28 protein-coding genes and 1 riboswitch are annotated in these 24,158 nt (G+C 38.4%); of the genes, 10 read left to right on the forward strand and 18 right to left on the reverse strand.

Translation table 11 applies throughout. From position 1 onward, the window contains the following. Positions 1–2: 2 nt before the first annotated feature. The 5 genes from ACFQ4X_RS14610 to ACFQ4X_RS14630 form a co-directional block, all read right to left on the reverse strand. Positions 3–455: a lasso peptide biosynthesis B2 protein gene (locus tag ACFQ4X_RS14610; protein WP_379836321.1), complete on the reverse strand. Its 453-nt coding sequence runs from the start codon at positions 453–455 to the stop codon at positions 3–5. A gap of 25 nt (positions 456–480) precedes the next feature. Continuing rightward, positions 481–771, reverse strand: a complete 291-nt coding sequence (locus ACFQ4X_RS14615; RefSeq protein WP_379836323.1) for a lasso peptide biosynthesis PqqD family chaperone — start codon at positions 769–771, stop codon at positions 481–483. Between the two features lie 13 nt (positions 772–784). Continuing rightward, a complete protein-coding gene (locus ACFQ4X_RS14620) occupies positions 785–1,702 on the reverse strand; it encodes an aldolase (RefSeq protein WP_379836325.1) in 918 nt (305 codons plus the stop codon). A gap of 90 nt (positions 1,703–1,792) precedes the next feature. Further along, positions 1,793–1,918, reverse strand: a complete 126-nt coding sequence (locus tag ACFQ4X_RS14625) for a paeninodin family lasso peptide (protein ID WP_379836327.1) — start codon at positions 1,916–1,918, stop codon at positions 1,793–1,795. After that, positions 1,878–3,848: an asparagine synthase-related protein gene (locus ACFQ4X_RS14630; protein WP_379836329.1), complete on the reverse strand. Its 1,971-nt coding sequence runs from the start codon at positions 3,846–3,848 to the stop codon at positions 1,878–1,880. Before ACFQ4X_RS14630 ends, ACFQ4X_RS14625 begins: the two co-directional genes overlap by 41 nt. A gap of 332 nt (positions 3,849–4,180) precedes the next feature. On the opposite strand from ACFQ4X_RS14630, the gene ACFQ4X_RS14635 reads away from it, so the two are divergent. The 4 genes from ACFQ4X_RS14635 to ACFQ4X_RS14650 all read left to right on the forward strand — a co-directional run bounded on the left by ACFQ4X_RS14635 (position 4,181) and on the right by ACFQ4X_RS14650 (position 7,812). Continuing rightward, a complete protein-coding gene (locus ACFQ4X_RS14635; RefSeq protein WP_379836331.1) occupies positions 4,181–4,729 on the forward strand; it encodes a sigma-70 family RNA polymerase sigma factor in 549 nt (182 codons plus the stop codon). Further along, positions 4,714–5,811 carry a hypothetical protein gene (locus ACFQ4X_RS14640; RefSeq protein ID WP_379836333.1) on the forward strand — a complete coding sequence of 366 codons (1,098 nt, stop codon included), beginning with the start codon at positions 4,714–4,716 and terminating at the stop codon, positions 5,809–5,811. Before ACFQ4X_RS14635 ends, ACFQ4X_RS14640 begins: the two co-directional genes overlap by 16 nt. Positions 5,812–6,016: 205 nt before the next feature. Next, a complete protein-coding gene (locus ACFQ4X_RS14645; RefSeq protein ID WP_379836335.1) occupies positions 6,017–6,574 on the forward strand; it encodes a sigma-70 family RNA polymerase sigma factor in 558 nt (185 codons plus the stop codon). After that, positions 6,574–7,812, forward strand: coding sequence for a hypothetical protein (locus ACFQ4X_RS14650; RefSeq protein WP_379836337.1), 1,239 nt, complete (start codon positions 6,574–6,576; stop codon positions 7,810–7,812). The genes ACFQ4X_RS14645 and ACFQ4X_RS14650 overlap by 1 nt, the downstream gene beginning before the upstream one ends. Positions 7,813–7,897: 85 nt before the next feature. Here ACFQ4X_RS14650 and ACFQ4X_RS14655 read toward each other — a convergent pair whose 3' ends face one another. Next, on the reverse strand, positions 7,898–8,869 hold the full coding sequence (locus tag ACFQ4X_RS14655) for an NAD(P)H-dependent flavin oxidoreductase (RefSeq protein WP_379836339.1): 972 nt from the start codon (positions 8,867–8,869) through the stop codon (positions 7,898–7,900). Between the two features lie 186 nt (positions 8,870–9,055). After that, positions 9,056–9,142: riboswitch (cyclic di-GMP riboswitch) on the forward strand. A 31-nt stretch (positions 9,143–9,173) separates the two neighbouring features. Here ACFQ4X_RS14655 and sinI point away from each other — a divergent pair. From sinI to ACFQ4X_RS14670, 3 genes are all read left to right on the forward strand, one after another. Then, a complete protein-coding gene (sinI, locus tag ACFQ4X_RS14660; protein ID WP_245801964.1) occupies positions 9,174–9,317 on the forward strand; it encodes a DNA-binding anti-repressor SinI in 144 nt (47 codons plus the stop codon). An 89-nt stretch (positions 9,318–9,406) separates the two neighbouring features. Next, complete coding sequence (locus tag ACFQ4X_RS14665; protein ID WP_077360406.1) at positions 9,407–9,727, forward strand: helix-turn-helix domain-containing protein; 321 nt, start codon at positions 9,407–9,409, stop codon at positions 9,725–9,727. 203 nt (positions 9,728–9,930) lie between these two features. Then, positions 9,931–10,977, forward strand: a complete 1,047-nt coding sequence (locus ACFQ4X_RS14670; protein ID WP_379836342.1) for an STAS domain-containing protein — start codon at positions 9,931–9,933, stop codon at positions 10,975–10,977. A gap of 526 nt (positions 10,978–11,503) precedes the next feature. Here the strand turns inward: ACFQ4X_RS14670 and ACFQ4X_RS14675 are convergent. From ACFQ4X_RS14675 to ACFQ4X_RS14700, 6 genes are all read right to left on the reverse strand, one after another. Further along, positions 11,504–12,157, reverse strand: coding sequence for an NlpC/P60 family protein (locus ACFQ4X_RS14675; RefSeq protein WP_379836344.1), 654 nt, complete (start codon positions 12,155–12,157; stop codon positions 11,504–11,506). A gap of 189 nt (positions 12,158–12,346) precedes the next feature. Further along, on the reverse strand, positions 12,347–13,060 hold the full coding sequence (locus ACFQ4X_RS14680) for an ABC transporter ATP-binding protein (protein ID WP_379836346.1): 714 nt from the start codon (positions 13,058–13,060) through the stop codon (positions 12,347–12,349). After that, complete coding sequence (locus tag ACFQ4X_RS14685; RefSeq protein ID WP_379836348.1) at positions 13,057–14,220, reverse strand: ABC transporter permease; 1,164 nt, start codon at positions 14,218–14,220, stop codon at positions 13,057–13,059. The genes ACFQ4X_RS14680 and ACFQ4X_RS14685 overlap by 4 nt, the downstream gene beginning before the upstream one ends. Next, positions 14,190–15,419 (reverse strand): ABC transporter permease, encoded by a 1,230-nt coding sequence (locus ACFQ4X_RS14690; protein ID WP_379836350.1) that lies wholly within the window; start codon positions 15,417–15,419, stop codon positions 14,190–14,192. The genes ACFQ4X_RS14685 and ACFQ4X_RS14690 overlap by 31 nt, the downstream gene beginning before the upstream one ends. A gap of 286 nt (positions 15,420–15,705) precedes the next feature. Continuing rightward, a complete protein-coding gene (locus ACFQ4X_RS14695; RefSeq protein ID WP_379836352.1) occupies positions 15,706–17,331 on the reverse strand; it encodes a hypothetical protein in 1,626 nt (541 codons plus the stop codon). Between the two features lie 194 nt (positions 17,332–17,525). Further along, a complete protein-coding gene (locus tag ACFQ4X_RS14700; RefSeq protein ID WP_379836354.1) occupies positions 17,526–18,026 on the reverse strand; it encodes a sigma-70 family RNA polymerase sigma factor in 501 nt (166 codons plus the stop codon). Between the two features lie 352 nt (positions 18,027–18,378). Between ACFQ4X_RS14700 and ACFQ4X_RS14705 the strand changes: the two genes are divergently transcribed. Further along, entirely contained in the window at positions 18,379–18,597 is a 219-nt protein-coding gene (locus ACFQ4X_RS14705) for a DUF1659 domain-containing protein (RefSeq protein WP_130293297.1), read from the forward strand. A 43-nt stretch (positions 18,598–18,640) separates the two neighbouring features. Then, on the forward strand, positions 18,641–18,859 hold the full coding sequence (locus ACFQ4X_RS14710; RefSeq protein WP_130293295.1) for a DUF2922 domain-containing protein: 219 nt from the start codon (positions 18,641–18,643) through the stop codon (positions 18,857–18,859). A gap of 110 nt (positions 18,860–18,969) precedes the next feature. On the opposite strand, the gene ACFQ4X_RS14715 is transcribed toward ACFQ4X_RS14710, so the two are convergent. From ACFQ4X_RS14715 to ACFQ4X_RS14735, 5 genes are read right to left on the reverse strand one after another with little or no spacing between them, the layout of a single operon-like run. After that, positions 18,970–19,371 carry a MaoC family dehydratase gene (locus tag ACFQ4X_RS14715; protein WP_379836357.1) on the reverse strand — a complete coding sequence of 134 codons (402 nt, stop codon included), beginning with the start codon at positions 19,369–19,371 and terminating at the stop codon, positions 18,970–18,972. 2 nt (positions 19,372–19,373) lie between these two features. Then, the gene (locus ACFQ4X_RS14720) at positions 19,374–19,751 is read right to left on the reverse strand and encodes a hypothetical protein (protein ID WP_379836359.1); all 378 of its coding nucleotides are present in this window, start codon (positions 19,749–19,751) and stop codon (positions 19,374–19,376) included. Next, the gene (locus ACFQ4X_RS14725; RefSeq protein ID WP_379836361.1) at positions 19,741–20,853 is read right to left on the reverse strand and encodes an acetyl-CoA C-acyltransferase; all 1,113 of its coding nucleotides are present in this window, start codon (positions 20,851–20,853) and stop codon (positions 19,741–19,743) included. Before ACFQ4X_RS14725 ends, ACFQ4X_RS14720 begins: the two co-directional genes overlap by 11 nt. Then, positions 20,850–22,328 (reverse strand): AMP-binding protein, encoded by a 1,479-nt coding sequence (locus tag ACFQ4X_RS14730; RefSeq protein ID WP_379836363.1) that lies wholly within the window; start codon positions 22,326–22,328, stop codon positions 20,850–20,852. Before ACFQ4X_RS14730 ends, ACFQ4X_RS14725 begins: the two co-directional genes overlap by 4 nt. A gap of 40 nt (positions 22,329–22,368) precedes the next feature. Beyond that, positions 22,369–22,941 (reverse strand): biotin transporter BioY, encoded by a 573-nt coding sequence (locus ACFQ4X_RS14735; protein ID WP_379836365.1) that lies wholly within the window; start codon positions 22,939–22,941, stop codon positions 22,369–22,371. A 189-nt stretch (positions 22,942–23,130) separates the two neighbouring features. On the opposite strand from ACFQ4X_RS14735, the gene ACFQ4X_RS14740 reads away from it, so the two are divergent. Further along, positions 23,131–23,310 carry a DUF2187 domain-containing protein gene (locus tag ACFQ4X_RS14740; protein ID WP_077360435.1) on the forward strand — a complete coding sequence of 60 codons (180 nt, stop codon included), beginning with the start codon at positions 23,131–23,133 and terminating at the stop codon, positions 23,308–23,310. A 61-nt stretch (positions 23,311–23,371) separates the two neighbouring features. Here ACFQ4X_RS14740 and ACFQ4X_RS14745 read toward each other — a convergent pair whose 3' ends face one another. Continuing rightward, positions 23,372–23,968, reverse strand: coding sequence for a hypothetical protein (locus ACFQ4X_RS14745; protein ID WP_379836367.1), 597 nt, complete (start codon positions 23,966–23,968; stop codon positions 23,372–23,374). Positions 23,969–24,158: the final 190 nt, after the last annotated feature.

Here is a 24,158-nt window from a genome sequence, read left to right on the forward strand (position 1 = left end):
CTTTATTGAACGGTTTTTGCAAATTTACCCACTATCGTAAATCTGTCCATTTCTTCTGCTCCAGAAATATATAAAGAACCACTTCTTAACCATGCATGTGCGCACATTTTTCCATATTGATCTTTACCGGTTCCAAAATAAATGGTGCACTCAATTCTACGTTTATTGAGCATCCTCATTCCAGCTAGTGCTTTTACCATACATTGACTTTCCCAAAAGGTATGACGACTCATAATATGAATGGCTTCCGAAATCTTTATTAATAGGAATTCATCTGATTCATTTGTAATATAAGTTGTTTCACCCATATAAACACCTAATGAATTCGAAGTCTTAGCCATAGGAAGCAACTTTATTAAACGAGCGTATCCCAATTCTAAATATGCCTCCATTAATAAAAGCTTCATTCCACGATTCAATGAGTAGAACGTCCGTAAAAAATGCAATAACCTCATTTGTTCACACCTAGCGTTATAATTTTTATAAAAGAACAACTAGATTCTCTTCATACAATAATTCAAGAAAAGAGATTACTTGACTTTCACATTCATTTTTTTCAATCTCAAATTCAGATATCAAATCATCAATAAGGTGTTCAAAAGATATTGGATCTATTAATTTGTTCCAGATCGTTCCTCCAATAACTCCTAAATTGTAATATTTCCCGTTCTGGATGCTCATCATTACGGTTTCCCCGTCCATATCACTTATAATATTTTCTTGTTTTTGTTGAATGACAGACTGTTTTGAGATGGTTAATACTTTTTGCATGTGTTTGTCCTCCTTAAATATGTTTTAAAATCAATGAAACTAATTCATGAGCAGTAAACTGATTTTTAGGTCTTCCTAATTTACTTATTTGTACGCATTTCAATAGTTTTATGGTTTCTTTAAAATGCCAATCTGATAGCTCTAACCGATTAATAAACGAGCTACGGTATGTATGTTGAAAAAGGGTTGCAATTTTATTCAGTCCCTCTATTTTTTCATATTGAATGCTATCACTTTCTATCACGTTTAATTCAATTACACCCGCAAGTAGGATTGGAACTTTGATAGGATTATCAACGGGTACTGCAAATTTTGTCTCTCGTTCAAAAAGCGGGAAGTATCTTTTTGAATCTAAACCAAACTCATTTAAACTTTGTTCCCAAAGTTTTTGTTGAGGATATGAAGGCATAATAAAAGGTCTATTTTGTTCATCGAAATTTATCGCAATTACATCATCACTTATCAGTTGAAAGTCCCGCATAATAAAAGCTGTAGCCAAAGTCGATTTTCCAACTCCTGATTCTCCTACAAATGCATAAGCTTTTCCATCAATAGCTATTGCACTCCCATGTAAACATAGTGTTTTTTTCTGCAGCAATATAGTACCCATACATGTTCCTAGCAAATAAAGCCTTATTTTGTCTTGGTCGGAATTCGGAAAAGGTGAAAATACAATTGAATTCCCACCACGAATACAAAATATGGCCAAATTCGGCACCTGAAATAAAACTAAATTTTCTTCTACAACAACTCGTTTATTTGGTGCCGCTTTTTCAGTAAACACTTCAGTTAACTCACCGACTTCAATAAATAAATCTCCTTCACCATCAAAGCTAATTTCATATAATTCCGGGAAGGAAATCTCACTAGTGATGTTTAAACCAAAGGATTTGTATTGGTGTATTTGTTTTATTACATTCAACCCTGCCACTTCCTTTCACCTATTTTAAGGTGAAGACCCTTATACTGAATTATTGGTATAAGGGTCTTATACATTTAATAATTAAGTAAAAAATTCCTTTTAGCTATAATGAACATCTTCATCTGGATCTTGTTGCACCAAATCTTTCATTCTTTTCCCCGGACCAGCCATTGTCATATTAATATCAAGTACTTCTAAAATTGGTTCCTGCCATACTTTTTTCATAATGTTCACCCCCTTTCAAATTTTTTAAAAACCGGTAAAAAATAATACTTTTTGTTAAATTACTGAAACTCGGATTAAAAGCATCATCTTTCCTTATATTTTTTTTTGCAACTTTCAAAACTTCTGTATTTAAAAACTCCTCAGCTATAGGATCAGAACACATGTTATCAACCTCTTCTATAAATGATTCCCATTGAACAGACATACGTTGAATAACATCAACCCCCTGAATCCCTCTGAACCGCTGGTTTAAACGAACCTTATCAGGTAAGTAACCCTTAGTAGCCCTTCGGATGAGCCCTCTGCCAAGTCCTTTTGTAATATATTGTTCAATCGGAACAGATAGGCAAAATTGCACAACACGTAAATCATTTGTAGGGTCGTGTGGTCGTAAAGAATAATTTAAGGACAGTTTAGTTCCTGTAGTTCCCGTGATATTCCAATAATTTAAACTCTCAAAATGATGCTTCCTAAGATTATGGATATCTATATTTGAAAAGTCCACTTGATATAGTCCCCGCTCTCTTAGACTTTCAAATATTTTTGTTTTATCTGCTAATTCTTCACTAATAACCTCAGGAATAATGTCTAAGCTATCATTTTGTTTGAAAAAAATTGGAAACGCTCTTTTTCTTACTTCTTTAAGTATTTTTGATTTTTTTACATTTAAATTTTTTGAATAGAGATTAAGCTCATTATTTAATTTTATCCACCTCATGTTTTTCATTAAACTAGCATAATATTTTAATTCAGGACCCCAAGAAATGGTATAATTTCCTCTATGACCATTTAACAATATTCCTACACCTTCTGATTGAGCATGTTCATAAATGCCTTTTATCCATACAGAGTTTTCAAAAAACCTATATGGCATCTCCATAATATTCAGCCAATCATCAATTTCAGAATATGGATTACGCCCTCTAAATGCTAAATAGTTATCCGTAATATTACCTACATACTCTACAGTTGATTTAACATAATCACTTTCGTCTGGTATTCTGTTTTTATAATTCCAGCCTTTAAACTCTGGAATAGGAATTGCACTAAAAGTAGTTAACGATTTGTTCATTTGTTTTAATGATTTAGAAGCAAAGCTTACAACTGAACCTGAGTCCAACCCTCCGCTTAATTCAGATCCTATTTTTTTAAAAGTTCGAAGCCTGGAGTTTACAGCGGTCGAAAACACATCTTGAAAGGCTTCTATATATTCATCGTTATTCTTAAGCTTTAGCTGCTTGTTATTTAAAATATCAAAATAACGTGATAACGATACTTTCCCGTTCTTTACCTTAATCGTGTGTGAAGGTGGAACTGAATTTATATATTTGTAAACTGTAATATTTGGATTTGCTACATCGTTCATATGTTCTATAGTCAAAAATTCCGCTAACCAATATTTATTAAGTTCATTAGAAATATAAGGTAACTTTAATAATGGATTTAAGAGAGTAGAGAACGCGATCCTTTGATCATCATGATAATAGTAAAAAGTTCTTTTACCCGAAAAATCTCTGGCTCCAAAAAGACAATCTTCTTTTTCATCCCAAATCATAAAAGCAAACTCACCATTTAAATGTTTTGGCATTTCATCCTTCCACATACAGTAAGCAAGTAATATGATTTCGTTATCGGTTATATCCCTGCGCATGGATTGGTGAATGTTCAATTTATTAAACAACTCATCTCGATTATCTAGCATGGCATCAGATGTAATGGCTACCCTTTTTTCATAATCATAAAATGTCTTTTTCTTATTAATTTCTTCTGGCATTATCCATTGAGCATGACAGCCAAAAAATAAATTTTCTCTATAGTAAGTATCTACGCTATCAACAGGAAATTGGCTATAATAATCCATCATTAATTTCCCATATAGAAAAACAGGTTGTTCGTCATTAAAATTATAGATTCCCGCAATAGCACTCATTACATTACCGCCTTAGATGTTATCTTTTTATTTTGTTCGTTATAAAGAACAAAATCTATTCTTAAAATAACACCTTACTTTTTAAAAGTCAAAAGATTTTTTTGTTATTTAATTATTTATTTCTGATTTAAGGTCACTGAATTATCGTTTTCATTTGCGTTTTAATGTTCTTTATAAAGAATTAACCTTATATACTTTCTGCATTTTTTCTGCATGAAATACAATTATGGGTGATTAATAATATTGATGTATCTCCTACTTTAATTTATGAAACCACTTTCCCACTTGCTTCGTCTTACTATCGGATGTGCATCACAAGGAGGCTAGCTTTCGTGAAAAATGAAGGGTTCCGAGATTCTATAAGTATTGATGATCGTGACGATGCCATCATCTACTTAATGAGAAGGTATGGAGAAGAAATTAAACGTGTTGTATATATGCTTGTTCAGAACTGGCAGCAGGCAGAAACGATAACACAAGACGTTTTTGTAACAGCTTATGCTGAGCTTGATAGATTTCGGCTTGTTGAAGATATAGCGGTACGGACCTGGATTTATACGATTATGATCAAAAAAACGAAAGAGTACTTAGGTAGCTGGACTTTTCGTAAGCAAGTGTTGAGAGGGAAATCAAAATTACACACTCGTAATAATGATGACGTGTCAGAAGATCAATTATTGTATAAAGCGATTTTGAACTTACCTATCAAATATCGTGAAGCGATTATCCTCCACTATTATTGTCAGTTTTCTTTAGCAGAAACTGGTCATATTTTAAAGATCCGGCTATCAAAAGTAGAACATCTCGTTAAGGATGGAAAAAAGCTGCTGCAAAAATCCCTTGAAACTTTAGGAGGTTACATTTCATGGGAGATCATATGAATCGCTTAAATAAAATTATAGATGAACAAATGTCTACAGAATCTGTGTTTAATGAAAAGGATGAACAGTACATTTTACGTAAAATTCATGAACAAAAGAAACGACCTGTATTGAGGAGGAGAAGATCGTTTGTCCCTGCTTTGCTGACTGTAGCGTTATTTGCTGGACTATTGCTGGTCTCCTACACCTACTTAGATGAATTCTTTCAGCCTAAACAACAGGCCTTTCAAGATAAGAAAGATCCAGAAATGAAAGAAGTCAAAGATATGAAAGATAACGAAAAGATTGCGGATGAAAGAGAGGTTAAGGAAGAGAAATCTGAAGAACACACTTATGATGCATATTTCACTCATCCAAATGGCGGCGTCGAGATTAATAAGGAAGCAGGCACCTTGAAGATATGGGGTGGTTTTATCAACCTTGCTGAAAAAGAAAGTCCTCAATTCGCAGTAAAAGCGAATATACTAAACCCTAATTTAGAGGGTGCTATAAAAGAGTTATCGTTTTATTTTAAGGATGCCAGATATGCAAACACACAGCACGACGAAGTCTTTCAGTTCACACAGGAAGTGCCGCTTTTAAAAGATGTAACAAAAGAAGACTTAGAGAACAAGGTACAACTTGCTTTTATCGTAGATGATAAAGTGGTCAAAACACATGTAATCGAAGAAATTCACGTTATAGAAAAAAGTGAAACTCCTGTTGAAGAAAGTATGAAAGTAGAAGAAATTAAAAAGAATCTTAAGCTGGGAATGACTCAAAAAGAAGTAATTACGCTATTCGGTGAAAAATATACAGCCGTTGAGGGTGCAAAAGGTAATGAGAACTTCTGGCGGTTCGATATAGGAGCAGATCCTGGGTACGCTTTTTCTACGGAAAATAAACTCCCTGATGCTATCGATGACAAAGGATTACTAGACGGTACTGTTGACACCATTTTGTTTGTGGAATGGAATGAAAACTTAAAAGTAAACAGTTTTAGTTTTTATAACCTACTAGAGTATGGGTTTAAGTACACATATCGTGTTTTTCCAGATGGCACTGTCAAAGAAGATAGAGAAGATGATGGAGGAATAGAGTAAAGATTGAGTAAAAGCTGGCTTATCTAAGCCAGCTTTTATTTTGCGCGTGTCCTCCTGAGGTGGGAAAACGTGGTGTTTGTATTTGGGTGGGGACTGACCCCCGACAATTTAGTGGTAAAATTATACTCATATTCTATAATAATGAAACTTGTGGTACGATTGCTTCGTCTTACTTTCGGAAAAGCAATTGTCAGGGGGTTGTTAAGTGAGGAATCAGGGGTTAAAGGAAAACGTTAGCATCTCAGGGATGAGCAACGATGAAGCGATCGTTTTCCTGATGAAAACTTATGGGGAAGAAATAAAACGTCTTGTTTATACGTTCGTGAAGAACTGGCAATCAGCTGAAGATATTACACAGGATGTTTTTGTATCACTATATACTAAGCTAGGTACGTTTCGGGGAGATTCAGCTGTACGAAGCTGGATTTACTCAATCGCTATTAATCGCTCTAAGGATTTTTTAAAGAGCTGGAGCTACCGAAAACTTGCATTCACAGACAAGTTTTCAAATGACCAAAAAGACAGTGCTCACTCTGCGGAAGTTGGTGTCATTTCTGACAGCGAAGACCAGCTTCTCTACCAAGCTGTACTCTCGCTTCCTATTAAATATCGCGAAATCATTTTACTACATTACTATAAAGATTTTTCTATTCGTGAAATATGCGAGCTTCTTTCTATGAACGAATCGACTGTCAAAACTCGCTTGAGTCGTGCAAGGAAGCTGCTGCAGGATCAATACCTTCAGCTTGGAGGTGAAAGGTAATGGAGAATCGTCTTAAGCATTTAAATCGAATCATCGATCAGGAAATGTCCAATACACCGGTCTTCACTGAAAAAGATGAGCAAAATATTTTATCGGCTATTAAAAATACATCACCTACCCGTATCAATAGAAGGAAAAAAAATATTGTACCTAGACTTTTAACTGCTGCACTTTTTGCTGGTGTGATCTTGACTTCTTATACAGTGATTGATAACTATTTAACACCTGAAACCACTATGGAGATTGAGAAAGAAAATAAACCTGACATTCGGTATGCTCAAGAATTTACACAAGGATCAAGTCTAGTTACGTATGATGTTGAAAAACGAGAACTCTCCATTCAAGGGACAATTATGAATCCTACTGATTTTGATAGTGAGCCTTTCCAAGTTAAAGTGAATGTTTTAAATGATGACGTGGCTAACGACTTAGGTACGAGTAGCATAAGTCTGGACATACCTCCCAATCGTATTTTAAAGCCAGATGAATCTTATTCATTCAAAAAAAATCTTAAACTTAACTTAGGAATCGTAGATGAAAATACGTTTAAGGATGCTTTCGAAATCGTAATTTTTAGTGGTACAAAAACACTTGTCTCTTTTGTAATAAATAACGTTGATTTCGCAGCTCCAGCAACAAAACCTGATGAAACGACGGAAATTGCTGACCAAAATGAGCAACCTGCAGACCAATCGGAAACAGCTAAAGAGGACGATAAAACAGAAACAATGGAAGATGAACCTGCTAATCAAGAAAATCAAACAACAAAAGAATCCCTTGCAGAGTTGGAAAAGAAATATGGTAAAAAAAGAACACCATTTACAACGATAGATGTTCTTAGTAAGGCTTCGAATTTTTATATCAAAGAAATAACACTTGGAAAAACATTAGAGCAGATTCTTCACACAATTGGCCCATATGATAATTACAGCGACATGGGGTATCATTCGAGCATCACTGGAGAATGGAATATTAAATCCACTTTGACTAATAGTGTTTTATCGATGGAATTTGACAAACCAGGTAAAGCCGGAAAAGTTATATCAATAAGGTATGTAACACCGGATAGAGCTTATGTGGAAAATTGGATATCTAAGCTGGGAACACCTTATTCAGAAAAGCCAAACGTCAAATTCTTCTATAAAGATGTGTCCCAACAAATGCTCATTGTACTTGATATGGATAATAATTATGAAGTAACTCTTCAATATGAGGAGAATCTAGAAATCTATCAATAAAAAAACAAATCCCCTAAATTCACGTTTATCTCTAGTGAATTTGGGGGATTTAGTTTTAAAAGAATGCCATTTTCCTTAATTTGGTTTAATTTACTTCTAAGAATTCTTGTGATTGAAGGGCATTTTTATATTCTAATGTGAGTTCGTCTACAACATCTTTAACTCTTGAAATTTTCTTAACACTTCCTACTCCCTGTCCAGCAGACCAGATATCTTTCCAGGCTTTTGCTTTTGATTCTGAAAATGAGAGGTCGACAGAATCTTTCTTCAGCATGTTTTCCACATCATAGCCCGCTCTTTTTAAGGATGGTAATAGATAATTTCCTTTGATTCCGCTTATTGCATCCGTATAGATGAGATCTTCTAAACTGGCCTCAATCAGCATCTGTCTATATTCTTCACTTGCAGATGATTCTTCTGTGGCGATAAAACGTGTACCCATATAGACCAGGTCTGCTCCAAGGATTTTAGCAGCCAAGATTTCTTCTCCTGTTGATATAGCACCTGCCAGAATCGTAATTCCATCCCAAAACTCTTTAACAGCTTTTAAGAAGGCAAATGGATTGAGTGTCCCGCCATGTCCTCCTGCACCGCTGCATACAAGAATAAGGCCATCTATGCCTGTTTTTGCAGCTTTTCGTGCATGGTCCAATGAAATAACATCAGAAAAAACAAGTCCCCCGTAACCGTGAACGATTTTTGCTACATCGCTTGGGTTTCCAAGAGACGTGATGACGATAGGCGGTTCGTATTTTTTAATTAGCTCCATGTCTTCCTCAAAACGTTTATTGGTGCGATGAACGATTAAGTTTACGCCCCAAGGAGCTATTTTGGCGTTCGGATCTGATTGTTGAACTTGTGTAAGTTCATCTGATATACGAATCATCCAGTTTTCTAAAAGTTCCGATGTTCTTGCATTTAATAAAGGAAACGTACCGATAATTCCGTTTTTGCAGCTTTCAATAACCATATCAGGACTTGATACTAAAAACATCGGTGCATTAATGACAGGTAAACTGAGTTGATTCGACAATTTCATAGGCAACTTGCTATTCAAAGTAAATCATCCTCTCTACTTTTTCACCATAACTTTTTCAACAAATGCCCTTGCAATCCCTTTTTTACTTTTATAGGGGTTAATCCAAACTTTTAATATTACATTTACATTACAGCCATTTTCTGACAACATTTTCTAAATAGCTTGGATATAATCAATACAGGTTAGGAGAATTGACCTAAAACCTTCGGACAAGGGCAAACATTTTCGAAAGATATGGGCGCAAAGCCACGGGTCTAAGGCTATATAAGCTAAGATCGCCGGGTTACCTGAATTACTACATAATTTCTGGAGGGATTTTTTGGTGGAAAATTACATAGCGTTGGATCACGAGTGGATTGAACTAATTAAAGAAGCTAGAGACCAAGGTTTCACTAAAGATGAATTAATAGAAATATTTAAAAACCCCCAGCTTATGTTAGAAAAAATGTATGAATTAAAGAAATAAGAGTTAAAGTAATCTGATGTATTTATTTACTTCCCTGTTGTAGAAAGATATAATGGTATCAAATTACTACTAAAATGGGGATAACAGATATGATTGGTGAACGAGTAAAAAAATACCGCACTGAAAAAAGGCTCTCCATTACGGCTTTAGCTGATAAAGCAGGGGTAGCTAAATCTTATATAAGTGCTTTAGAGCGTAATATTCAACAAAACCCATCAATTCAGCTTCTCGAGAAGATTGCGGATGTTTTGAATATTTCTGTAGATCACTTAATTAAACCTGAAGTTGACACTCAAAACCTGGACCAAGAATGGGCTGATCTTGTTAAAGAAGCCATGGGATCCGGTGTAAGCAAAGAACAATTTAAAGAGTTTTTAGAGTTTAATAAATGGAAGAATAAACAAAATTAGACTATCCACCAGATAATGAGATCTGGTGGTTTTTTATTTGGTTTTTCAGGATGTCTTCGTGGAAAGAACAAAGAAGGGGTTTGTCTTTTTTTGGGGACAGACCCGGGTCCGTCCCCATGTCGAAAAACTTATGTTTTACGCAAGACTATTAAGGGTAAAAGAAAAGGGTGTTTGTATTTTTTGAGCCTATGGAGGATTTGTTGATGAATAAAACGCCGAATGAATTATTTAATACTCAAAAAAGTGTAGATGTAAATGGTTCTTCTTTTGAATGGGACACTTCTAAGGGAGTCTTCCAATTTGAAGGTGGAGACGTCATGCTGTTTTGGATCGATTCAGCGTTTAAAGTTTTCCTGGATTCCATTGAAGAGATTACTGGCGAAGGTACAGCTGACCTTGTTTTTGAAACGGCAGGCTATCGTACCGGATTGGTTGTAAGTGATTTTTATAAGAATACGATTGGCGATATTAAAAAGTCGATAGAAGCCCTGCCGAATATTTATGTAACAGCCGGCTGGGGTAAAACGTTTATCGATGTAAATATAGAAAAGAAAGAAGCAGTCATTACAATCTCAAATAGCTGGGAAACAAAGGTGAAAAAGGCACAAGGTAGCCAGCGTATGGGACGCTTCTTACCTGGACACTGGGCTGGTGTTTTCACTGGGTTGTTTGACACGCATATGTGGTATGAAGTTCAAGAGGATGACTCCATACCTGATTTATTAAAAATAAAGATTACAGAGACAGATATTACACCGAGCGATAATATTCGTGATCTGGTTCAGCGTGAAGAACAAAATGAAATCATGAAACTTGAAGCAATGGTTGAAAACCGTACAAGAGAGCTTACTGATTTAATAAGAGAAATTTCATCCCCGATTATTCCGGTAACCGATCATATTGTTGTTATCCCATTAATCGGTAAATATAACGAATTGCGTTCTAAAGATATGTTAGAACATACACTTACATCGCTGCCGCAGCATAGAGCGAAGTTTGTGATCTTAGATTTGACGGGTATCAAGTCGATTGATTCAGAGATGATTGATATGTTAAATAAACTCGTCTCATCTGCCCGCTTGTTTGGAATGGAGACGCTACTTGTAGGTATTTCACCAGAGTTGAGCATGGAAGTAACGAAGCATCAATACTCACTAGGTGATAGCACTTATTTTAGAAACTTAAAGCATGCGATTCATTTTGCCTTTGCAAAAGAAGGGATGTTTATACAAGAACCGAATCAACCTTAAAAAAATAAACGAAAGCCACACCATTTTGATAATGGCGTGGCTTTTTTGTGATTATATTGTATCTGCGTCCCCTCAGGATGAACAAAAATAGAGAATATGTATTTGTTTGGGGACTGTCCCGGGTCTGTCCCCATATGTCCCCAATTTTTTCAAACCCCAACATTCGTCTATGCAACTTGTCTCCACCTACATACTATATAGAGAAACCGAAGCCTGATACAGGAAATCGGTATCATTCCAGTGAGGTGAAATTTTTTATGTGTTACAAGTGTGGAGATTTCGACCACTGCAAGTTCAAGAAAGAGAAAAAGCATGACAAGAAGAAAAAGCACGACAAGAAGAAAAAGCATGACTTCAAATGCGAATCTTCTTCCTCTTCTTCTTCTTCATCTTCTAGCTCTGAAGTCTTGAAGTGCAAAAAGGTCAAAAAGAAAAAGCGTCATCACTGCTGCGATCCTTGGGCAAAAATCTTGTTCTGTTAAAAAAAAGGAGACCGAAGTCATCGGTCTCCTTTTTCTTTACTATGTTACAGACGTTTCGTTCCAATATAACGAGGCTTCCAATAGCTGTTATCCATCTCAGAGATTGTTACACCTGTTGATGAACCAGCGTGGATGAACTTACCGTTCCCAATGTAGATTCCCATATGAGATGCACCTGGCTCGTACGTTTCAAAGAATACTAGATCTCCAACAGCTTGACTGTACACTTTATATCCTGTGTTCGCCCACATATCTTTTACTGTTCTTGGCAAGTAAATGCTGTGAGAGTTTTTAAATACATAATTGATATAGCCAGAGCAATCGAAACCGTCAGGAGTTGTCCCGCCCCACTTGTAAGGCGTTCCTACAAAACGCTTTGCATAATCTACTAAGTAGGAATTGTTAACGTTATAGACTCCTAGTTTGTTGAATGTGGTGCGTCCAGCTATTCCATCAGCTGTTAATCCTTTAGCACGCTGGAAGCTAACAACGGCACTCTTTGTATAAGAGCCATAATAAGTAGTCGTCGATCCGCTATATGTAAAATAACCCTTATCGCGTAATATTGTTTGAAGTGTTTTTACATCTGAATGAGTCATTGTTGGACGAAGCGTCTGATCTCCGATATTTGCAAAAGCTTGTACTGGTGATAATAATAAAGCCGATCCTAAAACCGTAGTTGTAATCCATTTTTTCATAATATATCCCTAACCCCTTTTATTTTCCAAGTAATCTATTATTATCCTACTATAGAAAAAGAGGGTTGTGTTTTACGCTTCAATTACGAAAAATAGGCATATTGTCCATCTTGTCAAAAGATGTCGTTTCATCTTTAAGAGCAAACAAAAAAAGAATAACCTCATTGAAGTTATCCTTTCATGCATCTATTACCCTACTATCTCACCAAGCGTCTCCGCAAAATTCTTGGACTGTGTTACTGACCCAAACTGCCTTACTTTTTGCTTCGAACCGTAAAAGAGCAGTTCTCCTTCTTTTAAAATTAAGAAAGAAGTGCATAGTGTTTCAAGTTCTTGTGCATCATGGCTGGAATATAGAATTGTCTTCCCTTCACTTCCGAGGTGCCTTAGGTCGTTCACGATTTCCTGTTTTGCTGAAATATCAATCCCAACTGTCGGTTCGTCCAGGATCAGGATGTCCGGATTATGCAGCAAGGCGATCAAGATGTTGAGCTTACGCTGGTTTCCACCGGATAGGTGCTTCACTTTTTTATCAAGATGCTCAGCCAGCTTCCACTCCTCACACCTTCTCATCCATTTTTCCTCAGAAGAATTTTTAGCTAGTTTCGCAAAAAAGCGAAGATTCTCGCGTGCTGTCAGTTCGTGGTACACCGCAATCTCCTGCGGTACATAACCGATCTTTTCACGTATCTTTTTCGTCTCTTTTTTAGTATCCATTCCATCGACCTGAACGGAACCATTTGTGCCTTTCATGATCGTGGCCATAATTTTAAGAAGCGTGGACTTCCCTGCACCGTTTGGGCCAACAACGCCGACAGTTTCCCCTTTTTGGATACAAAAGTTTATATCTTTAAGTACTTCTTTACGTCCAAACTTTTTTGATAGATTTTCTGCTATGATCAAGCGTTGTCACCTGCCTTCATTGTTGAAAGTCCGTATAAGAGGATGCTGATTCCGACAAACACCAATGGAATCATGAGCGTCTCTTGGTTTAAAGCTGAGATGATCCAATATTGCGGCGTCCATTGCGCTGCTTTTTCTAAAAGACTCGAAAGTTCGTCACTCGGGAAAAAAGTTCCGCTTAAAAGCGATGTTGCGAGTACGACAAAGAGTGTTACAGCTTGCCACGTTCGGTTGGAATGAACAAAATAAGCAAACAAAAGTGACAAGGCATTTAAAAATAGTATATATCCTAGCAATGCTACAATCGTTGAGGCATTCACCACTATTTCACCTTTCCACCAGCCAAAACCGGCCAACAACACCAGGAGTTCGAGCTGAAGAATTAGTACACCTAGCGCGTTTCCTCCCCAATAAACCGTAAATCCCCCAACTGAATAGGGCACCCGTGAGCGCATTCCTGAATCCCGGTCTTTAATCGGCCAGCTGTTCCATAAAAAGCTGAACAGCATAAGCATCACTAGCATTCCAGGTACGTAAATCGATACTGCTTGATCATCAACGGATTGAGCTTTTTCTTTTGTAGCACCGACCTTATAATCGACAGTCATAAGGGGTACCGGGTTCCAATGTTTATCACTGTATGCCCAAGCGTCTTTCCAAACGGAAGCCTGCTCTTTCGCGTCCAGCTTTTCGCTTTTCCCATATGTTTTTAAGACCGTATTTGCACCGTAAGAATTACTCGATAAACGCTTCACTTCACTCGCAAAAATTTCGCGGACCAACCCATGTGACAGGGTTCCGGTTGAAAGCCACATCGTCACGAGTTCGTCTTCATCATTTTCTTGAATGCGTTCCATAAATCCTTCTGGTATCAAAAATCCGATAGCTGCTTTTTGAGTCTCAATTTCGTTTCGCGCCTCTTCTTGATCAACGACTCTAATTGCAACAGCTGGATTCTCGCTCACACGTTCAATAACAGTCTCGGAATAATCAGATGCGTCCTCGTCCACAATCACAACAGGGATTTTTGTTGCGTTTGCCGTTTTTTCAACAGACAGATCTAAGAAGCCGAGCAAAAGTACAGGGATAACAAGCCCTACCCAGCTCCACGGACTTTGAAGCAATAATTTTATACGTGTAATGGCAATTGTCCAGACCATGGCAACCTCTTCTTTATTGTGATAATCAGGATTCCGAAGACCCAGAAAACAACGGAGAATCCCATTAATGTGCCGACCAAACTCCATTCGCCCGCACCTGAAAATAGCGTCTCTACTAATCCATTATGCGTGTGATGCAGTACGTTTAAAAAGCTCACGCTGCGCCACAGTTCTGGCAAATATGATAACGGCAACACACTTCCGCTCGTTGCTGTCACTCCAACTACCAGCAGAATTCCCGCTCCCCATTTTGCACCGTTACGCTGAAAAAGTTCATGACAAAGGGCAAACAATGAAGAAACGGCTAAACAATAGGCTAATAGAATGACCGTCGCAACTATGCTCCACGTTTTCGTAACACTATAAAAAAGCAGTGTTAATACAACACTTTGAATCACGAGCAGCATGAATACCGATATGATGTTTCCGAAAAAGAAAACCGATGAACGCACACCTTGCAGAGAAAGCCGCTCCCTTAATGCGGCCTGTTCTCCTCTCGCGGTTAAGCTCATACCAAACAAACCACCGATCAAAAGCAGAATCAGTACACCTGAAAGGCTGTAAAACTCAACAGGTGTAATGCCTCCAAACGCACTCAAAGTTTCCGTTTCGTAGATCTTGTTTCGGTTAAGAGCCTGCAGTGTAAAATCGGTAATAATCGCGTCTCGGTAAGTCGCAAATTCCTCAGAACTCAGCCCCATTTTTCGCAAATAATGAAAAGCTGCGTTCGCTCCGCTTTGCGCCGCAGAGATTAAGTTGGCGTTCGATACCATCACTTGCTGTAATAACTCAGCTTGAAACGGACGTTCCGGATTACCAATCACCGTTACTGGGATGTTTTTGCCCCTGCGGATTCCTTGAGTAAACCCGTCAGGCACAATTACCATTCCAGCAATCTCATTATCCGCCAGCATCTCACTGGCTGTTTTTCCATCTGTTTTTTGAAAAGAGAGTACGGCTTGCAACTCTTCGGATTCTTCATATTGTTTCATTAATAATTTCGTTTCAAAGGTATTATCTTCATCCACGATTGCGACAGCAAAGGGCTCAACCCACTTTTTCTCGTCTAAAAGAGGCTTCAATCCTAGATACGTGATGCCGAGCAGCAAAAGCGGAAAGAGCATCATAGCGAACAGCGGCATCGGCTGCTTCAGCCAGCATTTTACCGTTAGATGGGCAATGAGTAACGTTTGCCTCATAACATAATTCCTTTCGCTTAAGAAGTTTTATTCGAAAATTAGAAGATGTTGATTTCCGTTCCAGGTGCTCGCTTTCCGCGGGGCGGGCGGTGAGCCTCCTTGGCGCTTTGCACCATTAGGAGTCTCACCTGTCCCACTGATCCCGCTGGAGTCTCGCACCTTACGCTCCAATCATCTATTCAACGAAGCATACCCATTAAATGTTCGATAGCATTAAGTTTGAACCTTTAAAAAAAGGACAAAGATCAACTTTGTCTTAAGTTATCTCTGTCCTTCTTATTATATATTAAAGTCCTTGGAACATTTGAGCGTTTTCACCGACAAATTGCTCGATGTTGCGCTGGATCTCAGACATCATGCCCATCATTTCAGCGTCGCTCATCTCTGCTACGTTAACAGCTTTATCTTCTGATAACTCAGGGAACTTAAGCTTGTCGCCAAATGTTGTTTTCGTCTTGATGTTCAAGCCAACATTGATGTCACCCATTGAAGGATCATTTCCTACTAATGTTACTTTATAATCATGATTCGCATAATCTTTATCTAGATTTTGGTCTGCTTTATGCTCGATTTCAATTGTCATATCAGGAAGTTCCATTGGTGCTTCACCTGCTGGAACAAGCTGAACCGTCCAGTTCGACTTCTTGTCAGTGCCTTCACCTTTTACATGGAATCCGATACCTTGAGTAGTGCCGTTTTCGTTCACTTCGAATTTCGCTTTAATGTCGCGCTTCTTGCCATCGTCGCCTTTTGGCTCGCTTTCCATTTTCACATCAACAAGCAATGCTTCGCCTTCAGGACCTGCGTTAAGAACCCAAGAAGAGTTCGTTACATCGCCTTTCGTCCAGCTTTCAGCCTTGTAGTTCATTGGAATTGTTTCGCCTTCAGCACCCAGTTTCATTGAAAGGTCGCGGCTTACTACTTTATCATCGCCGTCAACAATCACAACTTGTTTCATACCGCCAGGGATTTCTAGATCTTCATTAATTGCTTTTTTAGCATCAGTCAGCATTTTTTCAATTTCTTTTTTCGCATCTTCTTCGCTCATTGGAGCTGTTGAAGTCATATCGAAATTAAAACCGCCTTGCAATGCTGATTGCTCAGCTAAAGCATTCATGATTTCTTCGTCGTTCTCGATTTTTTCAATAAAGTTAATCAAAAGTGTTTTTGTTTCTTTTTCAGAAAGAGAAACCGTTAACTGGCGAAGCTTCTCGCCTTTGAAGTCAACGTCTTCTTTTAGTGTTACGTTTTCGTCTTTCACGCTGTCTGCATAAACCTTCGCAAACTCTTCGAACGCTTCATCGCGTGCTTCTTCACTTAAGTCGCCTTCAACCGCTTTAAAGAAGTTCTGAAGTTTTTCCATTCCAACGTACGCTGGATCGAACTTACGCATTACATCGCCAAATTTATTATTAGGGAAGTATACGTGCTTATCGTAAGCAGCAGGTACGCTTAATGCTGTTTGTTTATTGTTTTGGTAGAATTCAGCTTTTACAAGGTCTGTGTTGTTCAAAACAAGTGCCACATCAGCTGACCCTTCTTCTTTCTTAGGATCGTGCTGTGTTGTCATTTTAATCTCACTGTTAGAAAGAATCGAACCGATCATTGCCGCTTCCATTCCGCCCGCTCCTAACATGGACGGATCCATTTCCACACCAACGCGTGCTTCAGACTTATATGCTTCTTCCATTTGCTTTTCTGAAAGTGCTAATGCATCTCCAAAGCTCTCTTCAAATGACTCGTTCATCGCTTTGAACGTGTTCAGTTCTGATTTCAAATAAAGTTCACGCGGTGATAGATCGATGAACATTGCATATGCCGTTGCTCCAATCGCGATGATCGCGATAAGTGCAAGCCCAATGATCAACGGACGTTTCTTACTGCCTGTACTCTGATTAACTTGAGTTTCCATCGTTTGGTTGTCCCCCTCTTAATAAATGTATAAGCTTTTCCCTACCAACTTATTACACTGTTATTCTAAAAAAATATCAGCTTATTTCTCTACTGGTAAAGATGGTTAATAAAGGAATTTCATACCCACAGTTTTCTACTATACCCTAATTATAGAATTATATCCATCAAATTGCGTAGTAAGAAAGGCTGAATTTAATTGGTAATTAAAACCGTCCGAAGCCTCTTGATTGCTGATTTTCTCCACGATTTCACAGCATACACCGTGACCCCGTACATCTCAGCTATCTCTGCCTCACTCTTCATCTGAAAAACTCGCTGCGTCACCCACCTCTGCTGGTTTTCTGTCAGGTGCATCAAATATAGATTCATTGTTTCATCCTCCAAATATGGAATCGTGTCTTCATGGGAAAGGGTACGGAACGTCAACGAATCGTGAGGATCCTGGATTTCTTCTGCTTCCTGCCGTCTCGCCTCTCCTCTCAGCTCTTGAAGGATACGGCCCCTGACAAGCAGGTACGCATACGAGGAGAACTGTCCTTTTTCAGGATCGAAGGTTTCGTAAGCTTTCCAGAGTCCTAGTAAGCCAGCTTGATAGTATTGGTCGAATTGGGACGTTAAGTGGTAGAGCCTGATCTGTGATTTGATAAGCGGATCGTACATAGAAGCGATTTGTTCAAAGGACATTTCTTTCATGGGAATACAACCTTTTGGAATGTGCGCACATTCGGGGATTTCCGCGGTACCCTCACTATAAAATTTGAATTTGAATGGAAGCAAAGCAGCGTTTTTAAAGAGTAATAAGTTGTTCGTGATCAGAAGAAAAATATTGTTACGAGATCGTTTATTGAGTTATCCACAGAATAAAGATCATCTGACAAATTACGACACATTTTCGGCGTGATATTCTCAATAAACGAAAAATTCCAGTCACATTTTTGAGTAAATCAGCTCCAGTTGTGGATAAATAGTGATTCAAAAAATTTTTATATGGATGGCTCTTTCCTTTCCTTCTCTGGAACTTATGAAGTGAAAGGAGGTGAGGTACATGGCTACAGCAGCATTGATCGATTCCGCAATGCGCTTAGAGCTTGATGGAGGTTTAGACGCAGACAACAAACCGGTGATGAAGTACAAAAACTTCGCACATGTAAAAACAACATCGACTCCAGACCAGCTCGAAGCCGTTGCGACTGCACTTGCAGGACTTCAGATTTATCCGCTAGTCGGTATCAGACGTAACGATTCCTTCGCGATTCAGCAGTAATGACTGATGTGTGAGGAAAATATAGAGGAAAGGAGGGATTTCAATGGCCAAAGTACTTGAATTGCAGTTTCTTAACCAGGAGAACAAAACGGTGACAGTCCGTTTGGACGCACCAATTGAGCCGGTTGATCCCGCAGCTGTTAACGCTGCTATGGACACGGTAATCGCCCAAAACATCTTCACTTCATCAGGCGGAAGCTATACGAGTAAAAAAGGTGCGCGTATCGTTGACCGTGAAGTGAGTGACATCGACCTAGGTTAATTCATAAAATAAGTGACTTCAGCGACCGTAAAAAAAACCGTCTTCTAGCCAATTGGTTAGAGGACGGTTTTTTAGGTTGTGGATAATGTTGATTATGTGGATAAGTATAGCTATTTATACACATGAAGCACGATTTCACTTTTTGCTACTTGTGGATAAGTTGGACTTGAGACTCGTATATCGATTGTCACTGACTCTTTTTCTATAGCTGAAATGGTTCCTTCGATGGTAACTGTCTCCCCAACGAATACGGGTGCTCTAAATTTCATTTCATACGATTTTACCCAATAATCTTCCTCCAAGAAAGGATCCACGATATTTGATGCGATGGCCATGGAAAGCATCCCATGTATGATTTTAGCTGGAAAACCTTTTTCTTTTGCAGCATTATCTTCAAAATGAATCGGATTGAAGTCTCCAGACACTTCCCCGTATTTTCTTACCATTTGTTCTGTTACTTCTATATGTAAAGGCTCGAGTGTGTCACGTGCTTTTATAGAATCAGAAAGCATTTTTACTCCGCCTCCTTTAGAAGCGTTGTTTTTGCCGAAAATACAATGTTTTTATGCTCGTTTCTGCCAATAAGCTCTTGGTGCAAAACGAGAAATTGACGTCTTTTTACTACTGAAATCAAGGAAACGGTACATTGAAGTGTATCTCCCATCGAGATAGGATGTTTGTAATAAAACAGTTGGTCTTTGTGAATAAATGATTGCTCCTGAAACCACGGGACATTTATATATTGATAAAAAATCATCGGAAGGGCTGGCGGAACGTGCTGTGAAGCATTTTTCGAGATGCTAGCCGCTTCATAGTAAGCATTAACGAGTTCTTCCGTTACCGTAATTGAAACTGGCAGCGTTGTTGCCTCTTCCCACTGTTTAAAATTCATATAGCTCACACCTTTCAAATAGTGTCGCGATCCCGAGCCCGCCGCCAATGCCTAACGTGGCTATGCCAAAACGGTCCTGTGACGTCATTTCCCTTAGCAGTGAAGTCACTAAAATGGCTCCTGACGCCCCATAAGGATGTCCGAATGCAATCGCACCGCCACCTTTGTTCAGCTTGTCCCACGGTATACCAAGTTCTTGAGCGGACGCGACAACTTGGGATGCGAATGCCTCATTCAGTTCAAATACATCAATATCGCTTATAGAAAGGTTCATCCGCTGTAAAAGTGTGTTTACAGCTGGAACTGGACCGATTCCCGGCAAGTTTGGATCGACACCTGCAGTGACAGCGTCGATAAATTTTAATTTGGGAGCGAGCTGCAGCTCTTTCGCTTTTTCTTCACTCATGATGAGTACGATAGATGCACCATCATTCAAACCGCACGAATTCGCAGCTGTAACCGTTCCGTTGTCTTTGAATGCAGGTTTCGCTCTTTTAATAATTCTTTCGATCACAGAAAGCCTCTTGATGCCTTCGTCGATGGTAGGCACTTCATTATAGGAAACGAGTTCTTTTTTAAAGCGATTTTGTTCAATGGATTCAATCGTTCGCTTATAGCTTAATAGCGCATATTCATCCTGCATTTCACGGGTTATGCTGTATCTTTCAGCCACGTTCTCAGCTCCAACACCCATGTCAGGATCACCAATTGAATCGGGAGAAAAACGAGCTCTTCTTGAAAACGTAGATGTACTCACAGATTCAGTACCACCTGCTAAATATATCTCCCCGGCTCCAGTTTGGACGAGACGACATGCGAGGTTTACGGCTTCAAGTCCAGAACCGCATTGACGATCAACTGTAAAACCCGGAACGGTCTCCGGTAAACCTGCCGTTAAAGCAGATAAGCGTGCAAGGTTGCCGCCAGGACCAACTGTATTCCCTAAAATTACATCTGACACCATTTCTGGAGGAACGTTATTTTCTTGCAATATATTTTGTATGACAGCAGCCGCTAGTTTTTCCGCTCCAACATCTTTAAAGTAACCAGCCTTTTTTCCGATCACAGTCCGTTTGGCATCGATAATAACAGCTTTTCTCATGAACTGAAAACTCCTTGGCTATAAATCTCTTTTACCTTTGACCGTGCTATTTTTCCGCTGGACGTATAAGGAAATTCTTTAGTAATAATGATGTGCTTAGGCACTTTAAATGTTGATAGATGTTTCCTGCAAAAACGCTGGACGTCACGAACTGCCAGATCTGCATTCTCATTTACAATGATTGCAGCTGTAACCTTTTCTCCCCAATAAGAATCTGTCACACCAAAAACGACTGCTTCTTCAATACCATCTAGTGAATGGAGTACATTTTCGATTTCTTCAGGATAGACGTTTTGTCCTCCTGAGATAATCATATTGTTGCTGCGTCCAATAATGTACAAATCATCTTCTTCATCTACCTTGGCCAGGTCTCCTACTGTCAACCAGCCGTCACTGTCCCATACTTCTTTATTCGCATCAGGCCGGTTAAGATAATGGGAAAAAAGCATCTCACTTTTTACATAAAGTGTACCTATTTCACCTTTTGCAACTTCGTACCCATCTTTTCGAATGGAAAGTTCCACATTATGAAATGGACGTCCTACAGATGAAGGCTTTTGTATGGCAGCGCGATGATTGATAAAGCTTACAAAACTCAATTCAGACGCACCGTAAAACTCAAAAAGCTCTGTTTTAGGAAATAAAATATTAATCTTATCTTTAAGTCCGGGTTCCCATTTGGCTCCTGAGGATATAATTTTCTTTAGTCTTGGAGTGTCATGCTGATCATCCATTTCTTTAGTAAGTGCAGCAAGCATAGTAGGGACAGCATAAAGAGCTGAAACCTGGTCTGTCTCAATCTCTTTTAAAGTTTGGGCAGCTGAAAACTTTGGCAGCAGCTTGACCGTTCCGCCCAAATAAAGCGTGCTGATGGCTGCATACAAAAACAAAGAATGCACGAGTGGTCCAGGTACAAGTACTGTGTCACTCTCTGTTAGTCCAAAATCTTCTTTACTGCACGCAAAGCTTTTTACCCAAGAACGGTGGTTGCGTACAAAGCATTTAGGTATACCCGTTGAACCTGAAGTAAACCCCATATAAAACAAAGATTCGTCTGTCACGGTACTTGTGAAATCTTCTTTTGATGTTGATTCATGCATTGCTGATAACAGAATTAACTTTGCACCTTTATGATTAATTTTGTTCTGCAATTCTTCTGTTGTAATAACCAAATCAGGCTGACTTTGGGAAAACCTTTGGTTCAGTTCGCTTTCTTTCCATTTCAAATCGAGAGGAATGGAAATCCAACCTGCAGAAATAGCTCCTAAGAAGTATTGTAGAAAATCAATTCCGTTTGGCAGATATAGTGCTGCTTTTCCTTGAGATTCTTCAAATGGCTGCTCCATAAAAAAAGCAGCGATCTTTTGAACGTTTTTGTTCAACTCTTGATAGGAAATTCTTTCTTCACCCATTTGAACCGCTGTTTTTTCGGGATATAGAAGAGCACTTTTTTTGATTGTATCTGAAATAAGCACAAAAATTCCTCCTACAGAAAAAGACTGCCCGAGGGCAATCTTATTGGCTGATCGTTCTATTTTGAGTAAGAGCGGTCTGGTTTTTAAATAATCTTTGTCTTATTTTAACACCAAGTACAGCAGCGATAACAGCTTTTATTAAATCGCCCGGCAAGTATGCTAATCCTGAAACTGCCGCTGTTTCCAGGCTGATGTCCATTACAAAAGCAACAACAGGAATACCGCAAAGGTAAACAAAAACGATACCTGCAACGAAATTGTATAAAAAGACTTTCCACACTTGAAGTGGCTGTCTTGCTTTTTCGATTAATAATCCGATTAGGAAAGCTGACAATGGCCAGCTAAGTAGATAACCCGCACTCGGTCCTACAAAAACTCCTGCACCGCCTCGTCCACCAGCTAACCCTGGTACACCGGCTGCGATCACTAATAAGAATACAATCATACTCATTCCGCCTAGTCTGGCACCAAGTACCACACCTGCAAGCATAACACCGAGAGTTTGTGCAGTAATCGGCACTGGCGTAAATGGTAATACGATTGGCGGTAGGAACCCTAATACAATCATGATTGCTGCAAATAATGCTACATAAGTCATCTCTTTTGTTTTCATGTATAAACACCTCGTTGTTTTTATGTTAACTAATATATATTTTAAGTTAACATTAAAAACGCTTCAATGGCAATATATAATTGTTTTCGCTATAATTGCTTAACAAACAGAAGTTTTTCATAAATAAAAGGAAATTTTATAACAATTATGGTAAAATAGGACAAACAAGATGAAGTTGGAGGAAAAGGCATGGAATTTAAAATCGGCGATATCATTGAAACGTTTGACGGATTAAAAGGAGAAATTACATCTTTATTAACCAACACCGCTGTTGTGGACTTTTCCGTAACAGAAAACTACGAAGAACATTTTGAAGATGCAAAACAAGTAGTCCGATTAAACGATATTAGACAAGTAGTGAATAGCTGAATATTATACACAGAAAACAGCCCAGTGAATAAATTGGGCTGTTTTTTATTTTACTTATTATTTAATAATTGTTCGATTTATTCGATCCTGAGGAAACAGGATCGTTAGCGTTTTTCGATGGAAAGCCTGTGTTGTAGTTGCTCAAGCTTTCGTTTTGCGATGACTTGCTTGTCTCTAAAGGATTTTCCGTTATTTCCGTCCCGGCATCTTTAAGCTTTGATGTAATATTATTAAGGTCCCCTCTAGCTTCCTTTGTTGTGGCGAATACATCATTCGATATTTCTTTTAATGTGTTGATGTTTCCAAACACATCTTTGTTCAGACGCTCATACAGATTTTGCGCATCCGTAATCGCTTCTTTCAGTGTGTTAGAAGCCGTTTTGAATTGGCTGATCATTTGATCTTTAACTTCACCTGGATTTTGTTTGACCTCTGTTATCATTTTGCTTGATGAATCTTTCAAGCCTACCGCTGTATTCTTGACTTTTGTTCTCGTATTGTAATCAATCAATGCCAAAGCTCCTCCAACTAGCCCGCCAATTACTATACCTTTTAGAAGCTTGCTGTTTTGTCCGTTTTCGTATAAATCATTTTGTGTTAAGTCATTTTGGTAAAATTCATCCTGATAGATATCTCGAGAATTTAAATTCTGTGCCATGTTATTTCCTCCTCTAAAATTATAGTCTCTTGTAACTACGGATTTCCCTTTTATATGAATGATAAACGTTCTAATGCGCCGGTAAATAATGACTATGCTAAGATTACTTGCAAAATCTTGTTCATTCGAATGAAACTGTTTCTACATAAAAACGTCTATTTCTCCGCATACTAGATGGAAATCATGCAAG

Origin of the sequence: Fictibacillus halophilus (assembly GCF_042680145.1) — a bacterium.
GTDB classification, from domain to species: Bacteria; Bacillota; Bacilli; order Bacillales; family Fictibacillaceae; genus Fictibacillus; species Fictibacillus halophilus_A.

Coding starts and splice junctions, on each gene's coding strand:
- ACFQ4X_RS14610 (WP_379836321.1), bottom strand. CDS start 455: ATGAGGTTATTGCATTTTTTACGGACGTTCTACTCATTGAATCGTGGA.
- ACFQ4X_RS14615 (WP_379836323.1), bottom strand. CDS start 771: ATGCAAAAAGTATTAACCATCTCAAAACAGTCTGTCATTCAACAAAAA.
- ACFQ4X_RS14625 (WP_379836327.1), bottom strand. CDS start 1,918: ATGAAAAAAGTATGGCAGGAACCAATTTTAGAAGTACTTGATATTAAT.
- ACFQ4X_RS14630 (WP_379836329.1), bottom strand. CDS start 3,848: ATGAGTGCTATTGCGGGAATCTATAATTTTAATGACGAACAACCTGTT.
- ACFQ4X_RS14640 (WP_379836333.1), top strand. CDS start 4,714: ATGGGAGATCATATGAATCGCTTAAATAAAATTATAGATGAACAAATG.
- ACFQ4X_RS14650 (WP_379836337.1), top strand. CDS start 6,574: ATGGAGAATCGTCTTAAGCATTTAAATCGAATCATCGATCAGGAAATG.
- ACFQ4X_RS14665 (WP_077360406.1), top strand. CDS start 9,407: ATGATTGGTGAACGAGTAAAAAAATACCGCACTGAAAAAAGGCTCTCC.
- ACFQ4X_RS14670 (WP_379836342.1), top strand. CDS start 9,931: ATGAATAAAACGCCGAATGAATTATTTAATACTCAAAAAAGTGTAGAT.
- ACFQ4X_RS14675 (WP_379836344.1), bottom strand. CDS start 12,157: ATGAAAAAATGGATTACAACTACGGTTTTAGGATCGGCTTTATTATTA.
- ACFQ4X_RS14685 (WP_379836348.1), bottom strand. CDS start 14,220: ATGGTCTGGACAATTGCCATTACACGTATAAAATTATTGCTTCAAAGT.
- ACFQ4X_RS14690 (WP_379836350.1), bottom strand. CDS start 15,419: ATGAGGCAAACGTTACTCATTGCCCATCTAACGGTAAAATGCTGGCTG.
- ACFQ4X_RS14695 (WP_379836352.1), bottom strand. CDS start 17,331: ATGGAAACTCAAGTTAATCAGAGTACAGGCAGTAAGAAACGTCCGTTG.
- ACFQ4X_RS14700 (WP_379836354.1), bottom strand. CDS start 18,026: ATGAAAGAAATGTCCTTTGAACAAATCGCTTCTATGTACGATCCGCTT.
- ACFQ4X_RS14705 (WP_130293297.1), top strand. CDS start 18,379: ATGGCTACAGCAGCATTGATCGATTCCGCAATGCGCTTAGAGCTTGAT.
- ACFQ4X_RS14710 (WP_130293295.1), top strand. CDS start 18,641: ATGGCCAAAGTACTTGAATTGCAGTTTCTTAACCAGGAGAACAAAACG.
- ACFQ4X_RS14715 (WP_379836357.1), bottom strand. CDS start 19,371: ATGCTTTCTGATTCTATAAAAGCACGTGACACACTCGAGCCTTTACAT.
- ACFQ4X_RS14720 (WP_379836359.1), bottom strand. CDS start 19,751: ATGAATTTTAAACAGTGGGAAGAGGCAACAACGCTGCCAGTTTCAATT.
- ACFQ4X_RS14725 (WP_379836361.1), bottom strand. CDS start 20,853: ATGAGAAAAGCTGTTATTATCGATGCCAAACGGACTGTGATCGGAAAA.
- ACFQ4X_RS14735 (WP_379836365.1), bottom strand. CDS start 22,941: ATGAAAACAAAAGAGATGACTTATGTAGCATTATTTGCAGCAATCATG.
- ACFQ4X_RS14740 (WP_077360435.1), top strand. CDS start 23,131: ATGGAATTTAAAATCGGCGATATCATTGAAACGTTTGACGGATTAAAA.
- ACFQ4X_RS14745 (WP_379836367.1), bottom strand. CDS start 23,968: ATGGCACAGAATTTAAATTCTCGAGATATCTATCAGGATGAATTTTAC.